Raw genomic sequence first — 14,773 nt, 5'->3', positions numbered from 1 at the left:
ACGGAGCGTCACCGCGGCGTGACTGTGGCGCTTTTCGTGTGACCCTGGCGGGTGCCGGATTGGCTTTCCCGCCGCTGGTGGGGGCAGGATGCGTAACCGGGCGAGAGGGTCTGACGTTCAGACCCGGGTCCGGGGACTGTCCGAGGGCCCTGGCAGCATCGGCTTCGATCTCACGCCTCTAAGGCAAGTTGAACACGGGAGTACAACATGAACCGCAGTGAGCTGGTGGCCGCTCTGTCCGAGCGCGCCGAGGTGACCCGCAAGGACGCCGACGCCGTTCTGGCCGCGCTCGCCGAGACCGTCGGCGAGATCGTCGCCAAGGGCGACGAGAAGGTCACCATCCCCGGCTTCCTGACCTTCGAGCGCACCCACCGTGCCGCTCGCACCGCGCGCAACCCGCAGACCGGCGACCCCATCCAGATCCCGGCCGGCTACAGCGTGAAGGTCTCCGCGGGCTCCAAGCTCAAGGAAGCCGCCAAGGGCAAGTAACACCGCCCTTGTGCCGAGGGCCGCGCAGGCCCTCGGGACGGCAGTGATACGTAGAACGCAGAAAAACGCCGAAGGGCGGCCACCCCGTGGGGTGGCCGCCCTTCGGCCTTTCGGGCGAGCCGATCAGACGAGGTCGCCGTTCGGCAGCTCGACCTTGGCGCCCAGCTCGACGAGCTTCTCCATGAAGTTCTCGTAGCCGCGGTTGATCAGGTCGATGCCGTGGACGCGCGAGGTGCCCTCGGCCGCCAGCGCCGCGATCAGGTACGAGAACCCGCCGCGCAGGTCCGGGATGACCAGGTCGGCGCCCTGGAGCTTGGTGGGGCCGGAGACGACCGCCGAGTGCAGGAAGTTGCGCTGGCCGAAGCGGCAGGCGCTGCCGCCCAGGCACTCCCGGTACAGCTGGATGTGCGCGCCCATCTGGTTGAGCGCCGAGGTGAAGCCGAGGCGGGACTCGTAGACCGTCTCGTGGACGATCGACAGGCCCGACGCCTGGGTGAGGGCGACGACCAGCGGCTGCTGCCAGTCGGTCTGGAAGCCGGGGTGGACGTCCGTCTCCAGCGCGATGGCCTTGAGCGGACCGCCGGGGTGCCAGAAGCGGATGCCCTCGTCGTCGATCTCGAACGCGCCACCGACCTTCCGGTACGTGTTCAGGAAGGTCATCATCGAACGCTGCTGCGCGCCGCGGACGTAGATGTTGCCGCCGGTCGCCAGGGCCGCGGAAGCCCACGAGGCGGCCTCCAGGCGGTCCGGGAGCGCCTTGTGGTTGTAGCCGGTGAGGCTGTCGACACCGGTGATCCGGATGGTCCGGTCGGTGTCCATGGAGATGATCGCGCCCATCTTCTGCAGTACGCAGATGAGGTCCTCGATCTCGGGCTCCACGGCGGCGTTGCTGAGCTCGGTCACGCCCTCGGCCAGGACGGCCGTCAGCAGGACCTGCTCGGTCGAGCCGACCGACGGGTAGGGCAGGCGGATCTTGCATCCGCGAAGCCGCTGCGGGGCCTCCAGGTACTGGCCGCCTTCGCGCTTCTCGATGGTCGCGCCGAACTGGCGGAGCACGTCGAAGTGGAAGTCGATCGGCCGGCCGCCGATGTCGCAGCCGCCGAGGCCCGGGATGAAGGCGTGGCCCAGGCGGTGCAGCAGCGGGCCGCAGAAGAGGATCGGGATCCGGGAGGAGCCCGCGTGCGCGTCGATGTCGGCGACGTTCGCGCTCTCGACGTGCGTCGGGTCGAGCACCAGCTCGCCCGGCTCCTCGCCGGGGCGCACCGTCACGCCGTGCAGCTGGAGCAGTCCGCGTACGACGCGGACGTCGCGGATGTCGGGAACGTTGCGCAGCCGGCTGGGGCCGCTGCCGAGCAGCGCGGCGACCATGGCCTTCGGCACGAGGTTCTTCGCGCCGCGGACACGGATCTCGCCCTCAAGCGGGGTTCCGCCGTGAACAAGCAGTACATCGTCGCTGATGCCGGTCATGGATCTCGCGTTCCGGAGAGGGATGGGCAGGGGTGCAGGGAAAAGGGTAAGCGCCACCACACCCTTGTTTGTATGGGTGACGTGGCCCTGTGACCGTCGTGAATTCGCAACGGCACCCACCGTGTGCGCCAGGTAGCGGAGCGTCGACTTCCGCACGGGTGTACGTGCGCGCGCTCCTCCTTGCCGCCGTGCGCCCTGAGCTGCGCGTGATCGGTTTCGGCCGCCGGCTCCCCCTGGAGGCCGATTGTGCGAGATCATGTGCGCATGACCGAGGTGTCCTCCCTCACAGGGCGGCTGCTCGTGGCCACCCCCGCCCTCGCGGACCCGAATTTCGACCGCGCGGTGGTGCTGCTGCTCGACCACGACGAGCAGGGCTCCCTCGGCGTGGTCCTCAATCGGCCCACCCCCGTGGACGTCCGCGACATCCTGTTGCCGTGGGCGCCGCTGGCCGGCGATCCGGGGGTGGTGTTCCAGGGCGGGCCGGTGGCGTTGGACTCGGCCCTGGGCGTGGCGGTGATCCCGGGCGAGGAGGGGCCGCTCGGTTGGCGGCGGGTGCACGGGGCGATCGGCCTGGTCGACCTGGAGGCGCCGCCCGAGTTGCTGGCCGCCGCCCTGGGGGGTCTGCGCATCTTCGCGGGCTACTCCGGTTGGGGGCCGGGGCAGCTGGAGACGGAGCTGGGCGAAGGCGCCTGGTACGTCGTGGACTCCGAGCCCGGTGACGTCTCCTTCCCGGATCCCGAACGGCTGTGGCGGGCGGTGCTGCGGCGGCAGCGCAGCGAGCTGGCGATGGTCGCCACCTATCTGGACGACCCGTCGCTGAACTGACCTCCGCGGGGTTCAGTACCCTGGATTCATGAGCACTCTTGAGCCCGAGCGCGGGACTGGTACGGGGACCCTCGTAGAGCCGACGCCACAGGTGTCCCACGGCGACGGCGACCACGAGCGCTTCGCCCACTACGTCCAGAAGGACAAGATCATGGCGAGCGCGCTCGACGGGACCCCCGTCGTCGCGCTCTGCGGCAAGGTGTGGGTGCCGGGCCGTGACCCGAAGAAGTACCCGGTCTGCCCCATGTGCAAGGAGATCTACGACTCCATGGGCGCCGGTGGCGACAAGGACAAGGGCGGCAAGGACAAGTAGGCACGGCACGCCCCGGAACCGTCGGTGAGGGCCCCCGAGCGCGCGGACGCGCGTCGGGGGCCTTCGTCGTGCCCGGACGGCGCACCGGGGCGTGTCGGCATGGCCTAGGGTCGGCGGGGACGGAGGAGCGTCCTGCGCAGCGCGCGTTGCACAGGGCGCAACGTGCTCGCTGCCGCGAAGGGTTGACGCATGGACCTGATCCCCCTGCCACGGGTCGCCGTACCGGACGAGGAGGGGCGCCGCCTCGTTCTCGGAGCCGCGCCGACCCTGTCCGTCGGGCCGGGCGCCGAGGGCGTCGCGCGCTGGCTGCGCCGGGAGGTCGGGGCGGCCACCGGCTGGGAGCTGCCGGCCGCCGCTCCCGGCGCGCGGGGCGACGTACGGCTGGAGCTCGACCCGGAGTCGGCCGGCGCGCTCGGGGTGGAGGCGTACCGGATCGGGGTCGGCGCGGACGGGGTCGAACTGGTGGGGGCGAGCGCGGCGGGCCTGTTCTGGGCCGCGCAGACGCTGCGTCAGCTGCTGGGTCCGGACGCGTACCGCCGCGCGCCGTTGCCCGGCCGGCCCGCCTGGAGCCTGCCGTACGCGCGCATCGCCGACGGTCCGCGCTTCGGCTGGCGGGGCATGATGCTGGACGTCGCCCGGCACTTCACGCCCAAGGACGGCGTCCTGCGGCAGATCGACCTGCTGGCCGCGCACAAGCTGAACGTGCTGCACCTGCACCTGACGGACGACCAGGGCTGGCGGGTGGAGATCCGCCGCCACCCCCGGCTCACCGAGGTCGGCTCCTGGCGGCCGCGCAGCCGGTGGGGGCACCGGGCCTCCCCGCTGTGGAACGAGACCCCGCACGGCGGCTTCTACACCCAGGACGACATCCGCGAGATCGTCGCCTACGCGGCGGAGCGGCACGTCCGCCTGGTCCCCGAGATCGACATCCCGGGCCACTCGCAGGCCGCCATCGCCGCCTACCCGGAGCTGGGCAACACCGATGTGGTCGACACGGCGGCGCTCGGCGTGTGGGACGACTGGGGCATCAGTGAGCACGTCCTCGCGCCGACGGAGCCCGTACTGCGCTTCTACGAGGGGGTTTTCGAGGAGCTGCTGGAGTTGTTCCCCGTCGAGGTCGCGCCGTTCGTCCACGTGGGCGGCGACGAATGCCCCAAGGGGCAGTGGCGCGCGTCCCCGGCGGCTCGCGCGCGGATCGCCGAACTGGGCGTGGACGGGGAGGACGGCCTCCAGGCCTGGTTCATCCGGCACTTCGACCGCTGGCTCGCCGACCGCGGCCGGCGCCTCATCGGCTGGGACGAGATCCTGGAGGGCGGACTCGCCGAGGGCGCGGCGGTCTCCTCCTGGCGCGGGTACGCCGGCGGGATCGCCGCCGCCGAGGCCGGGCACGACGTGGTGATGTGCCCCGAGCAGCAGGTGTACCTGGACCACCGTCAGGCGGGCGGCGCCGACGAGCCGATGCCGATCGGCTACGTGCGCACCCTGGAGGACGTGTACCGCTTCGATCCGGTGCCGCCGAAGCTGTCGGAGGCGGCCGCCGCGCACGTGTTGGGGGCGCAGGCCAACGTGTGGACCGAGGTGATGGAGAACCAGAGCCGCGTCGACTACCAGGTGTTTCCCCGGCTGGCCGCCTTCGCGGAGGCGGTGTGGTCCCGGCTGCCGGAACCGGAATCCCGGGATTACGCGGCCTTCGAGGCGCGTATGACCTCGCATTACGGCCGGTTGGACGCGCTCGGGGTCGACTATCGGCCGGCCGCCGGACCGTTGCCCCGGCAGCGCCGGCCCGGGGTGTCCGGCCGTCCGATCGAGGGGGTCCCTCCGATCGTGTGACCCGGGTGTGACGGCGCGATCGAGGGCGCTATCAGGTCCGCGTGACCGCAAGCGGAACTCTTCGGAAACCTTTGGAACTCTCGCTCGAATGAGGCGTATCCGGGGGAAAACGGGCGTTCGGGCGGAAGCGGCGCGCGGGCCTCGACGGGCCCGCGTACGCGGGGACGGGGCCGGTGCGCGCGGGCGCGCGGCGGCGCCGGCCGGAGCGCGGCGAGGGGGAGACCCTCGCGCCGGGTGGTCCCGAAGATGTGCCAGAGTTGCCACGTCCCGGCGGTGAGCACGTACCGTACGGCGGACAGGCGTGAGCGCCGGGACCGGGACATCGGGAAGGGGCAGCCGGGTTGACCACGCACGCACCGCACGCACCGCATTCAGCTCAGGGGCCGCACGCACCGCACGCGGACGGGGCGGGGCAGTCCGTGACGCTTCCGACCACGCTCGACGAGGCCGTGGCGGCGCTCGCCGCCATGCCCGCCGCCGTGCCCGTGGCGGGCGGTACCGACCTCATGGCGGCCGTCAACGCGGGGCTGTTGCGGCCGGCCGCGCTGGTCGGGCTCGGACGGATCAACGAGATCCGCGGCTGGCAGTACCAGGACGGGCACGCGCTGCTCGGCGCGGGCCTGACGCACGCCCGGATGGGGCGGCCGGATTTCGCCGCTCTGATCCCGGCGCTGGCGGCGGCCGCGCGGGCCGCCGGCCCGCCGCAGATCCGCAACGCGGGCACCCTCGGCGGGAACATCGCCACGGCCGCCCCGACCGGTGACGCGCTGCCCGTGCTGGCGGCGTTGGAGGCGGCCCTGATCATCGTCGGCCCCGGTGGCGCGCGCCGCGAGATCCCCGTCTCCCACCTGCTGGCCGGCCGCGAGATGCTGCGCGGCGGCGAGCTCATCGGTTTCGTCCGGGTGCCCCTGCTGCACGCGCCGCAGGTCTTCCTGAAGGCCACCGGGCGTACGGGTCCGGGGCGCGCGGTGGCGTCCGTGGGTCTCGTACTGGACCCCGCGCGCCGGGGTGTGCGCTGCGCGATCGGCGCGGTGGCCCCGATGCCACTGCGCCCGCTGGAGGCCGAGCAGTGGGTGGCCTCGCTGATCGACTGGGACGGGGACCGGGGCTTGGCCCCCGAGGCGCTGGAGGCCTTCGGCGACTACGTCGCGGCGGCCTGCGTGCCCGACCAGGGAGAACCCGTCTCGTCCGCGGTAGTGCACTTGCGGCGGACGGTGGCCGTGCTGGCGCGCAGGGCCCTGGGGAGGGCGCTGACCTCATGAGCGAGAACGAGAACGTGAGCGGAACGAACGGCGACGCGGGCACTTCGGCGGCGGGCGACGGCGCCGGCTGGGGCTGGCAGCCCGTGCCGCACGGCGGCGAGTACGACAACGAGGCCACGGCCTTCGTGAAGCTGCCGCAGGACATGCTGGACGCCCTCGACACGGGCGAGCCGCTGGCCGCGCCCGGACACGGCTACGCGCCGCCGCCGATGATCGTGCCGTTGGGCACCGGCAGCGCCGACCCCACCGCGACCGGCACCTGGACGATGCCGGTGCAGTGGCCGGAGGCGGGCGGCGCGGCCGCCGCGTCGACGGCCCCGGCCGCGCCCGCGCGCGCCCCCATCCCGGCGTCGATCCCGCTGCCGGCCTCGGTGGCGGCGGTGTTCACCGACCGGGGCCGCGAGGCCGAACCGGAGCCGGAGGCGGCGGTACCGCACGCCGACCATGACGCGGGCGCGACCGCAGAGTGGCACTTCCCCGAGGCGGCGGCACAGCACCTCGAACACGACGGGCAGCACGGAGCCACCGGGCAGTGGACGCTGCCGACGGACGGCGCGGGCTTCGCGGTGGGCGACGCGCACGACACGCACGACGCGTACGAGGCGCATGACGCGCATGCCTCGTACGGCGGCCCCTTGGGCGTCGGGGAGGCGTACGCCGCTGCTCAGGGCGATCCGTCGGACGGGGCGCGGGGCGGCGGCTGGGGCCAGGTCCCGGCGACGCTGCCGGGTGGCGCCGCCGCGCCGTGGGCGGGCTCGGACGCGCTGACGGGCTCCGACCCGCTGACGGGTTCCGACGCGCTGATGAGTTCCGGTGTGCTGCCGGGTGAGGGGCAGGCGGCGGCCGGCCAGGGACGCGGACCCAGGGTGCTGGGCGGGCCCGGCGTGGGCACCCCGCTGCCGGAGGGTTACGGGCGGGCGGGCGGGCCGGGGCGAGCGGCCCCGAGCCGGAGGCCGTCCCGCACGCCGCCCCGGACATCGAAGCCGCCCACGGCCCGGCGGACACCCCGGTCGAGGGCGAACGCCCGCGCCCGGTGGACGCGTCGGAGGCCGCCGCGCCCGAGCCGGGGTACGGCTTCGGGAGGGCCCGGGGCACACGCTGGGGCACGGGCAGTCCTTCGCGGACGTGGCCGCGGAGGCCGAGGCCGAGGCGGACGCCGCGCCGCGGGCGGACGCCGCCCCCGGGGCGCAGGCCCTGGCCGAGGGGGCGCAGGCCGCGCCGGGACCGGACGTGGACGGCCCCGACCGTGCCGTGACCGTCCCGGACGAGGGGGGCGCTGAAGGTTTCCCGGGGCAGGGGGCGACGTACGAGGACGAAGGGATCCCCGCCGTCGCGCATCACGAACACCCGGCGGCTTCCTACGTCCTGCGCGTCAACGGCGCCGACCGGCCCGTCACCGGCGCCTGGATCGGCGAGTCCCTGCTCTACGTGCTGCGCGAGCGCCTCGGCCTCGCCGGCGCCAAGGACGGCTGCTCGCAGGGTGAGTGCGGGGCCTGCGCCGTCCAGGTCGACGGGCGGCTCGTCGCCTCCTGCCTGGTCCCGGCGGCCACGGCGGCGGGCAGCGAGGTGCGCACCGTCGAGGGTCTCGCGACCGATGGGGAACTGTCGGACGTGCAGCAGGCGTTGTGCAGGTCGGGTGCGGTGCAGTGCGGGTTCTGCGTGCCCGGCATGGCCATGACCATCCACGACCTGCTGGAGGGCAACCACGCCCCCAGCGACCTGGAGACCCGCCAGGCGCTCTGCGGCAACCTCTGCCGCTGCTCCGGCTACAAGGGCGTGATGGAAGCGGTCCGCGACGTGGTCGCGGAGCGCGAGGCCGCCCAGGCCGCCGCCGCGCAGGCCGCCGAAGGGGCGCCGGCCGCGCCCGCGATGCTCATCCCGCACCAGGCACCGCCCGGCGAAGGCGGCGTCCACGGCGGGGGCGGTGCGTACGAGGCGAGCGGTGCGTACGAAGCCGGCGGGACGTACGACGCCGGCGGTGCCTACGAGGCAGGCGGTGCCTACGACGGCGCGGGCAACGGCGGCCACACCGACACCAGCGGGAACCACCACAACGGAGGCATGGCGTGAGCGGGCACGACGCGGCCACGGCGACGACGACCGTCACCACGGTCACCGCCACCCCCGAAGGGGACCAGCCGCGGCCCGTGCGCGGAATCGGGGCCTCCGTGCCCGCCGCGGACGCCCGCGCCAAGACCGAGGGCACCTTCCCCTACGCCGCCGACCTGTGGGCCGAAGGCCTGCTGTGGGCCGCCGTCCTGCGCTCCCCGCACGCCCACGCCCGCATCCTGTCCGTCGACACCTCGGCCGCCGCCGAGATGCCGGGCGTGCGCGCCGTCATCACCCACGCCGACGTCCCCGGCGCGACCACCCACGGCCGCCGCATCGCCGACCGGCCGGTCTTCGCCCACGACGTCGTACGCCACCACGGCGAGCCCATCGCCGCCGTCGCCGCCGACCACCCCGACACCGCGCGCCTCGCCGCCGCCGCCATCACCGTCGAGTACGAGCTGCTCGACGCCGTCACGGACCCCGAGCAGTCCTTCGGCGCCGTCCCGCTGCACCCCGACGGCAACCTCATCCGCCACATCCCGCTGCGCTACGGCGACCCCGAGGCGACGGGGGAGGTCGTCGTCGAGGGGCTCTACCGCATCGGCCGCCAGGACCCCGCGCCCATCGGCGCCGAGGCCGGGCTCGCCGTACCGCGACCCGACGGCGGCGTGGAGATCTACGCCGCCTCCACCGACCCGCACACCGACCGCGACCTCGCCGCCGCCTGCTTCGGCCTCGACCCGGACCGGGTGCGCGTCGTCGTCACCGGCGTCCCGGGCGCCACCGCCGACCGCGAGGACGCCGCCTTCCAACTCCCGCTCGGGCTGCTCGCGCTGCGCACCGGCCACCCGGTGAAGCTGGCCGCCACCCGCGAGGAGTCCTTCCTCGGCCACGCCCACCGCCACCCCACCCTGCTGCGCTACCGCCACCACGCGGACGCGGAGGGCCGGCTCGTCAAGGTCGAGGCCCAGATCCTGATGGACGCGGGCGCCTACGCCGACTCCTCCGCCGAGTCCCTCGCGGCGGCGGTGGCGTTCGCCTGCGGCCCGTACGTCGTCCCCCACGCCTTCGTCGAGGGCTGGGCGGTGCGCACCAACAACCCCCCGTCGGGCCACGTGCGCGGCGAGGGCGCGATGCAGGTCTGCGCGGCCTACGAGGGCCAGATGGACAAGCTCGCCGCCGCCCTCGGCATCGACGGCGCGGAGCTGCGCCTGCGCAACGTCCTGGCCACCGGCGACCTGCTGCCCACAGGCCAGACGGTGACCTGCCCGGCCCCCGTCGCCGAACTCCTGCGCTCCGTCCGTGACTTCCCGCTGCCCTCCCTCCCCAAGGACACCCCGGAGGAGGAATGGCTGCTGCCCGGCGGCCCCGAGGGCGCGGGTGAACCGGGCGCGGTGCGGCGCGGAGTCGGCTACGGCGTGGGCATGGTCCACATGCTCGGCGCGGAGGGCACGGACGAGGTCTCCACGGCCACGGTGAAGGTCGTCGGCGGCGCCGCCACCGTCATCTGCGCGGCCGTCGACACCGGCCAGGGCTTCGCGACCCTCGCCCGTCAGATCGTCCAGGAGGTCCTGGGCGTGGACGAGGTGGCGATGGCCCCGGTCGACACCGACCAGCCGCCGGCGGGCGCCTCGGCGCACGGCCGGCACACGTGGGTGTCGGGCGGCGCGGTCGAGCGGGCGGCCAAGATGGTCCGTACGCAGCTCCTGACGCCGATGGCCGCCAAGCTCGGCATGTCCACGGAACTCCTGCAGATCGCCGACGGGCGCATCACCTCGTACGACGGGGCGTTCTCCATGTCGGTCGCGGAGGCGATAGAGGGCAAGGAGTTGTGGGCGACGGCCCAGTGCCGCCCCCACCCGACGGAGCCGCTGGACGCGGACGGGCAGGGCGACGCGTTCGTGGGCCTGGCCTTCTGCGCGATCCGCGCGGTGGTCGACGTGGACATCGAGCTCGGTTCGGTACGGGTGGTGGAGCTGGCCGTCGCGCAGGACGTGGGCCGCATCCTCAACCCCCGCCAGCTGGAGGCCCGTATCGAGGCGGGCGTCACCCAGGGCGTCGGCGCGGCCCTCACGGAGAACCTCCGCTCGGTCGCCGGCCTGGTCCGCCACCCCGACCTGACGGGCTACGCCCTGCCGACGTCGCTGGACGCCCCGGCGGTGCGGATCGTGCGGCTGGTCGAGGAGCGGGACGTGGTGGCCCCGTTCGGGGCGAAGGCGGCGAGCGCGGTTCCGGTCGTGACGACCCCGGCGGCGGTGGCCTCCGCGGTCCGCGCGGCGACGGGCCGCCCGGTGAACCGCATCCCGATCCGCCCCTCGGCGGCGGTGGCGACCTCGTAGGACACGAACGGGGGCCGCCCGGGGAAATGCCCTGGGCGGCCACGACCTAGGTCCGCGGGACCAGATGATCTCCGTCGAACGGACAGGTCCGCTCCCGGGCCACGCCCCTTACTCTGGGGCGATGAGCGCCCCTGAACCCCGCGTGCCGAGCGGGCCCGAGACCCCCGAGAAGCCCCTCCCCGCGCGGAGCGCCGTCGCGACCGGCGGTCGGGACGTGGGGGTCATGGGGGCGGCGTACCGTGCGCTCACCGTCGGGATCGTCTCCGTCGTCTTCCTCATCGCCTTCGAGGCCACCGCCGTCGGCACCGCCATGCCGGTCGCCGCGCGGGAGCTCGACGGCATCGGCCTGTACGCCTTCGGGTTCTCCGCCTACTTCACGACCAGCCTCTTCGGCATGGTCCTCTCCGGCCAGTGGGCCGACCGGCAGGGCCCGCTGCGCCCGCTCACCGTCGGCATCGGCGCCTTCGCCGCCGGGCTGGTGTGCTCCGGGACCGCCGGGCTCATGGGCGTCTTCGTGCTCGGCCGGGCGGTGCAGGGCCTCGGCGGCGGGTTGGTGATCGTCGCCCTGTACGTGGTGGTCAGCCGCGCCTACGAGGAACGGCTGCGCCCCGCGATCATGGCGGCCTTCGCGGCGAGCTGGGTGGTGCCGTCGATCGTCGGACCGCTGGCCGCCGGTACGGTCACCGAGCACCTCGGCTGGCGGTGGGTGTTCCTCGGGATCCCGGCGCTGGTCGTCGTACCGCTGTGCGTGGCGCTGCCCGCGATCCGGCGGACCGCCTCCGGCCCCGTCGACCCCGGCGGGCCGGCCGCCGCGATCGACGGCCGTCGCATCCGGCTCGCCCTCGGCATCTCGGTGGGCGCGGGGTTGCTCCAGTACGCCGCCCAGGACCTGCGGTGGCTGTCCCTGTTGCCCGGTCTCGCGGGTGCGGCCCTGCTCGTGCCGGCCGTTCGGGGCCTGATGCCGCGCGGCACGTACCTGGTCCGGCGCGGGCTGCCGTCGGTGGTGCTGCTGCGCGGGGTGGCGGCGGGGTCGTTCATCGGCGCGGAGAGCTTCGTACCGCTGATGCTCGTCACCCAGCGCGGGATGAGCCCGACCCTGGCCGGTTTCTCGCTCGCGCTCGGCGGGGTGACGTGGGCGCTCGGCTCCTGGGTGCAGTCCAAGGGGCGGGTGGCGCCGCACCGGGAGCGGCTGATGGTCGCCGGGATGGGCATGGTGGCCTTCGCCATCGCGGCGGCGCCGGCGGTGCTGATCACGTCCGTCCCGGTGTGGGCGCTGGCGCTGACCTGGTCGGTGGGCTGCCTCGGCATGGGCCTGGTCATCGGCTCGACCAGTGTGCTGTTGCTGAAGCTGTCGGCGCCCGAGGAGGCGGGGTCGAACTCCGCCGCGCTCCAGATCTCCGACGCGCTGGCCAACGTGGTGCTGCTGGCCGCCGTCGGCGCGGCCTTCGCCGCCCTCGGCGGCGGCGCGGTGGGCGCGGGCCACGCGGCGACCGCGGGCGCGGGCGCCTCCCACCCGACGGCCTTCCTGGCGGTGTTCCTCCCGATGGCCTGCGTGGCCCTGGCGGGCGCCTGGGTGGCCACCCGCCTCAACCCGGCCCCGGACGCCGGATGACACCGGGTGGTACCACGCGGTACCGTTGCTGTCATGGCTGGTCTCAACGTCAGATTCACCGAGGAAGAGCTGGACGCCCTGCGTGAGCGCGCCGAGGCGGAGGGGCGGAGCATGCAGTCCTTCGCGCACGACGCGGTCATCAAGGCCATAAACGAGCACTCCCGGCTGTTCAACGAAGCGGCGGAGCACGTGCTCAAGGCGAGCGCCGAGCTCAATCGGAGGCTTGCTTGACGCACTACCTGACGCTCCCCGAGCTCCTGAACCTCGCGGAGCGTCTCGGGGCGAACGAGGTGCGCGACTACGGCCTGCTCGACTCGGCGCTCGCGCGCCCCCAGGCGAGCGTGTTCGGTCAGGACGCCTATCCGGACGTGTGGCAGAAGGCCGCGGCACTGATGGAGTCGCTGGCCCGCAACCACGGCCTCGTGGACGGAAACAAGCGCATCGCCTGGTACGCCACGTGGGTCTTCCTCCACATGAACGGCCATCCGCTCGACGCCGATTTCGATGTCGACGAAGCCGAACAGTTCGTGCTCGACGTATGTCAGGGGGCGCTCGATGTCCCCAAGATCGCAGCCCAGTTGCCCCGGTTCGCGGGCTGAGACGCCGGTCGGGTGTGACGCTCGCCGCACCCGCCGAGGTCACGGGCCTGTCCCTCCGTGGGGGGCCGGCGCGGGCCGGTAAGGTGGCCCGGTTGTCCTACGTACGACCGCCACCGAGAGCACGAACCGGAGACCGTGACTACTACCGCCTCCCACCACCTCTCACCCGCCTTCCCCGGCCGTGCGCCGTGGGGCACCGCCGGCAAGCTGCGTGCCTGGCAGGAGGGTGCCCTCAACCGGTACATCGAGACGCAGCCGCGTGACTTCCTCGCGGTCGCGACCCCGGGTGCCGGCAAGACCACCTTCGCGCTGACCCTCGCCTCCTGGCTGCTGCACCACCACGTGGTCCAGCAGGTGACCGTCGTCGCGCCGACCGAGCACCTGAAGAAGCAGTGGGCGGAAGCAGCCGCCCGCATAGGCATCCGGCTCGATCCGGAGTACTCCGCCGGGCCGCTGAGCAAGAACTACCAGGGGGTCGCCGTCACGTACGCGGGCGTCGGCGTACGCCCGATGCTGCACCGCAACCGTTGTGAGCAGCGCAAGACCCTGGTGATCCTCGACGAGATCCACCACGCCGGCGACTCGAAGTCCTGGGGCGAGGCCTGCCTGGAGGCCTTCGACCCGGCGACCCGCCGGCTGGCGCTGACCGGTACGCCTTTCCGGTCCGACACCAATCCCATTCCTTTCGTGACCTATGAGGAAGGGAATGACGGAATTCGGCGTTCTTCCGCCGATTACACCTACGGGTATGGAAATGCCCTCGGTGACGGAGTCGTCCGGCCCGTCATTTTCCTTTCCTACAGCGGCAACATGCGCTGGCGCACCAAGGCGGGCGACGAGATCGCCGCCCGCCTCGGCGAGCCGATGACCAAGGACGCCATCTCCCAGGCCTGGCGCACCGCCCTGGACCCGCGCGGCGACTGGATGCCGAACGTGCTGCGCGCCGCCGACCGGCGCCTCACGGAGGTCAGGAAGGGCATCCCGGACGCGGGCGGCCTCGTCATCGCCTCCGACCAGGACTCGGCGCGCGCGTACGCGAAGCTGATCCGCGAGATCACCGGTACGAAGGCCACCGTCGTGCTGTCCGACGACACCGGCGCCTCGAAGCGGATCGACGACTTCAGCGCGAACACCGACCGCTGGATGGTCGCGGTCCGCATGGTGTCCGAGGGCGTCGACGTCCCGCGCCTCGCGGTGGGCGTGTACGCGACGACGATCTCGACCCCGCTGTTCTTCGCCCAGGCCGTCGGCCGCTTCGTACGATCGCGCAGGCGCGGCGAGACCGCGTCCGTGTTCCTTCCGACGATTCCCTACCTTCTGGGCTTCGCCAACGAGATGGAGGTCGAGCGCGATCACGTCCTCGACCGCCCGAAGAAGGCGGGGGAGGACGAGGACCCGTACGCCGAGTCCGAGAAGGAGATGGACGAGGCGAACCGGCAGGAGGACGAGGACACCGGCGAGGACGAGCAGATGTCCTTCGAGGCGCTGGAGTCCGACGCGGTCTTCGACCGGGTCCTCTACGACGGCGCCGAGTTCGGCATGCAGGCCCACCCCGGCAGCGAGGAGGAGCAGGACTACCTCGGCATCCCCGGGCTGCTGGAGCCGGACCAGGTGCAGATGCTGCTCCAGAAGCGGCAGTCACGGCAGATCGCGCACAGCCGGCGCAAGCCGGACGAGCAGGCGGACCTGCTGGAGCTGCCCGCCGAGCGGCGCCCGGTGGTGTCGCACAAGGAGCTGCTGGAGCTGCGCAAGTCGCTGAACACGATGGTGGGCGCGTACGTCCACCAGAGTGGCAAGCCGCACGGGGTGATCCACACCGAGCTGCGCCGGGTGTGCGGTGGGCCGCCGAGCGCGGAGGCGACGGCGGGGCAGCTGAAGGAGCGGATCAAGAAGGTGCAGGAGTGGGCCACCCGGATGCGGTGAGCCGTCCGGGCCGCAGGTCCTGAACGCGGAACGGGGTCCGTGCGCGGTGCGCACGGACCCCG

Annotated in this window: 12 protein-coding genes and 1 pseudogene; 11 read left to right on the top strand and 2 right to left on the bottom strand. The window is 73.4% G+C overall.

Annotation, left to right across the window (positions count from 1 at the left end; genetic code table 11):
* Positions 1–207: 207 nt before the first annotated feature.
* Positions 208–489: an HU family DNA-binding protein gene (locus M4D82_RS13200; RefSeq protein ID WP_007264399.1), complete on the top strand. Its 282-nt coding sequence runs from the start codon at positions 208–210 to the stop codon at positions 487–489.
* Positions 490–612: 123 nt separating this feature from the next.
* Here M4D82_RS13200 and murA read toward each other — a convergent pair whose 3' ends face one another.
* Positions 613–1,956 carry a UDP-N-acetylglucosamine 1-carboxyvinyltransferase gene (gene murA / locus M4D82_RS13195; protein WP_249766241.1) on the bottom strand — a complete coding sequence of 448 codons (1,344 nt, stop codon included), beginning with the start codon at positions 1,954–1,956 and terminating at the stop codon, positions 613–615.
* Positions 1,957–2,220: 264 nt separating this feature from the next.
* On the opposite strand from murA, the gene M4D82_RS13190 reads away from it, so the two are divergent.
* From M4D82_RS13190 to M4D82_RS13175, 4 genes are all read left to right on the top strand, one after another.
* Complete coding sequence (locus tag M4D82_RS13190; protein WP_249766240.1) at positions 2,221–2,781, top strand: YqgE/AlgH family protein; 561 nt, start codon at positions 2,221–2,223, stop codon at positions 2,779–2,781.
* Positions 2,782–2,809: 28 nt separating this feature from the next.
* Entirely contained in the window at positions 2,810–3,094 is a 285-nt protein-coding gene (locus M4D82_RS13185) for a DUF3039 domain-containing protein (RefSeq protein ID WP_150207851.1), read from the top strand.
* Between the two features lie 189 nt (positions 3,095–3,283).
* Positions 3,284–4,924, top strand: a complete 1,641-nt coding sequence (locus M4D82_RS13180) for a beta-N-acetylhexosaminidase (RefSeq protein WP_249766239.1) — start codon at positions 3,284–3,286, stop codon at positions 4,922–4,924.
* 419 nt (positions 4,925–5,343) lie between these two features.
* On the top strand, positions 5,344–6,186 hold the full coding sequence (locus M4D82_RS13175; protein ID WP_502988916.1) for an FAD binding domain-containing protein: 843 nt from the start codon (positions 5,344–5,346) through the stop codon (positions 6,184–6,186).
* 193 nt (positions 6,187–6,379) lie between these two features.
* Here the strand turns inward: M4D82_RS13175 and M4D82_RS34310 are convergent, their stop codons facing one another.
* Positions 6,380–6,574: a hypothetical protein gene (locus tag M4D82_RS34310; protein ID WP_349637060.1), complete on the bottom strand. Its 195-nt coding sequence runs from the start codon at positions 6,572–6,574 to the stop codon at positions 6,380–6,382.
* 947 nt (positions 6,575–7,521) lie between these two features.
* On the opposite strand from M4D82_RS34310, the pseudogene M4D82_RS34305 reads away from it, so the two are divergent.
* The 6 genes and pseudogenes from M4D82_RS34305 to M4D82_RS13145 all read left to right on the top strand — a co-directional run.
* Positions 7,522–8,256 (top strand): annotated as a pseudogene (locus M4D82_RS34305) ((2Fe-2S)-binding protein); the annotation flags it as partial.
* On the top strand, positions 8,253–10,577 hold the full coding sequence (locus M4D82_RS13165; protein ID WP_249766238.1) for a xanthine dehydrogenase family protein molybdopterin-binding subunit: 2,325 nt from the start codon (positions 8,253–8,255) through the stop codon (positions 10,575–10,577). The pseudogene M4D82_RS34305 and the gene M4D82_RS13165, both read left to right, overlap by 4 nt.
* Positions 10,578–10,698: 121 nt before the next feature.
* Positions 10,699–12,189, top strand: coding sequence for an MFS transporter (locus M4D82_RS13160; protein WP_249766237.1), 1,491 nt, complete (start codon positions 10,699–10,701; stop codon positions 12,187–12,189).
* 33 nt (positions 12,190–12,222) lie between these two features.
* On the top strand, positions 12,223–12,420 hold the full coding sequence (locus M4D82_RS13155) for an Arc family DNA-binding protein (protein ID WP_037923309.1): 198 nt from the start codon (positions 12,223–12,225) through the stop codon (positions 12,418–12,420).
* A complete protein-coding gene (locus M4D82_RS13150; protein WP_249766236.1) occupies positions 12,417–12,788 on the top strand; it encodes a type II toxin-antitoxin system death-on-curing family toxin in 372 nt (123 codons plus the stop codon). Before M4D82_RS13155 ends, M4D82_RS13150 begins: the two co-directional genes overlap by 4 nt.
* A gap of 135 nt (positions 12,789–12,923) precedes the next feature.
* Entirely contained in the window at positions 12,924–14,711 is a 1,788-nt protein-coding gene (locus tag M4D82_RS13145; RefSeq protein WP_249766235.1) for a DEAD/DEAH box helicase, read from the top strand.
* Positions 14,712–14,773 lie beyond the last annotated feature (62 nt).

Origin of the sequence: Streptomyces sp. RerS4 (genome assembly GCF_023515955.1) — a bacterium.
Lineage (GTDB): Bacteria > Actinomycetota > Actinomycetes > Streptomycetales > Streptomycetaceae > Streptomyces.
This window is presented reverse-complemented; position numbering and strand designations above follow the sequence as displayed.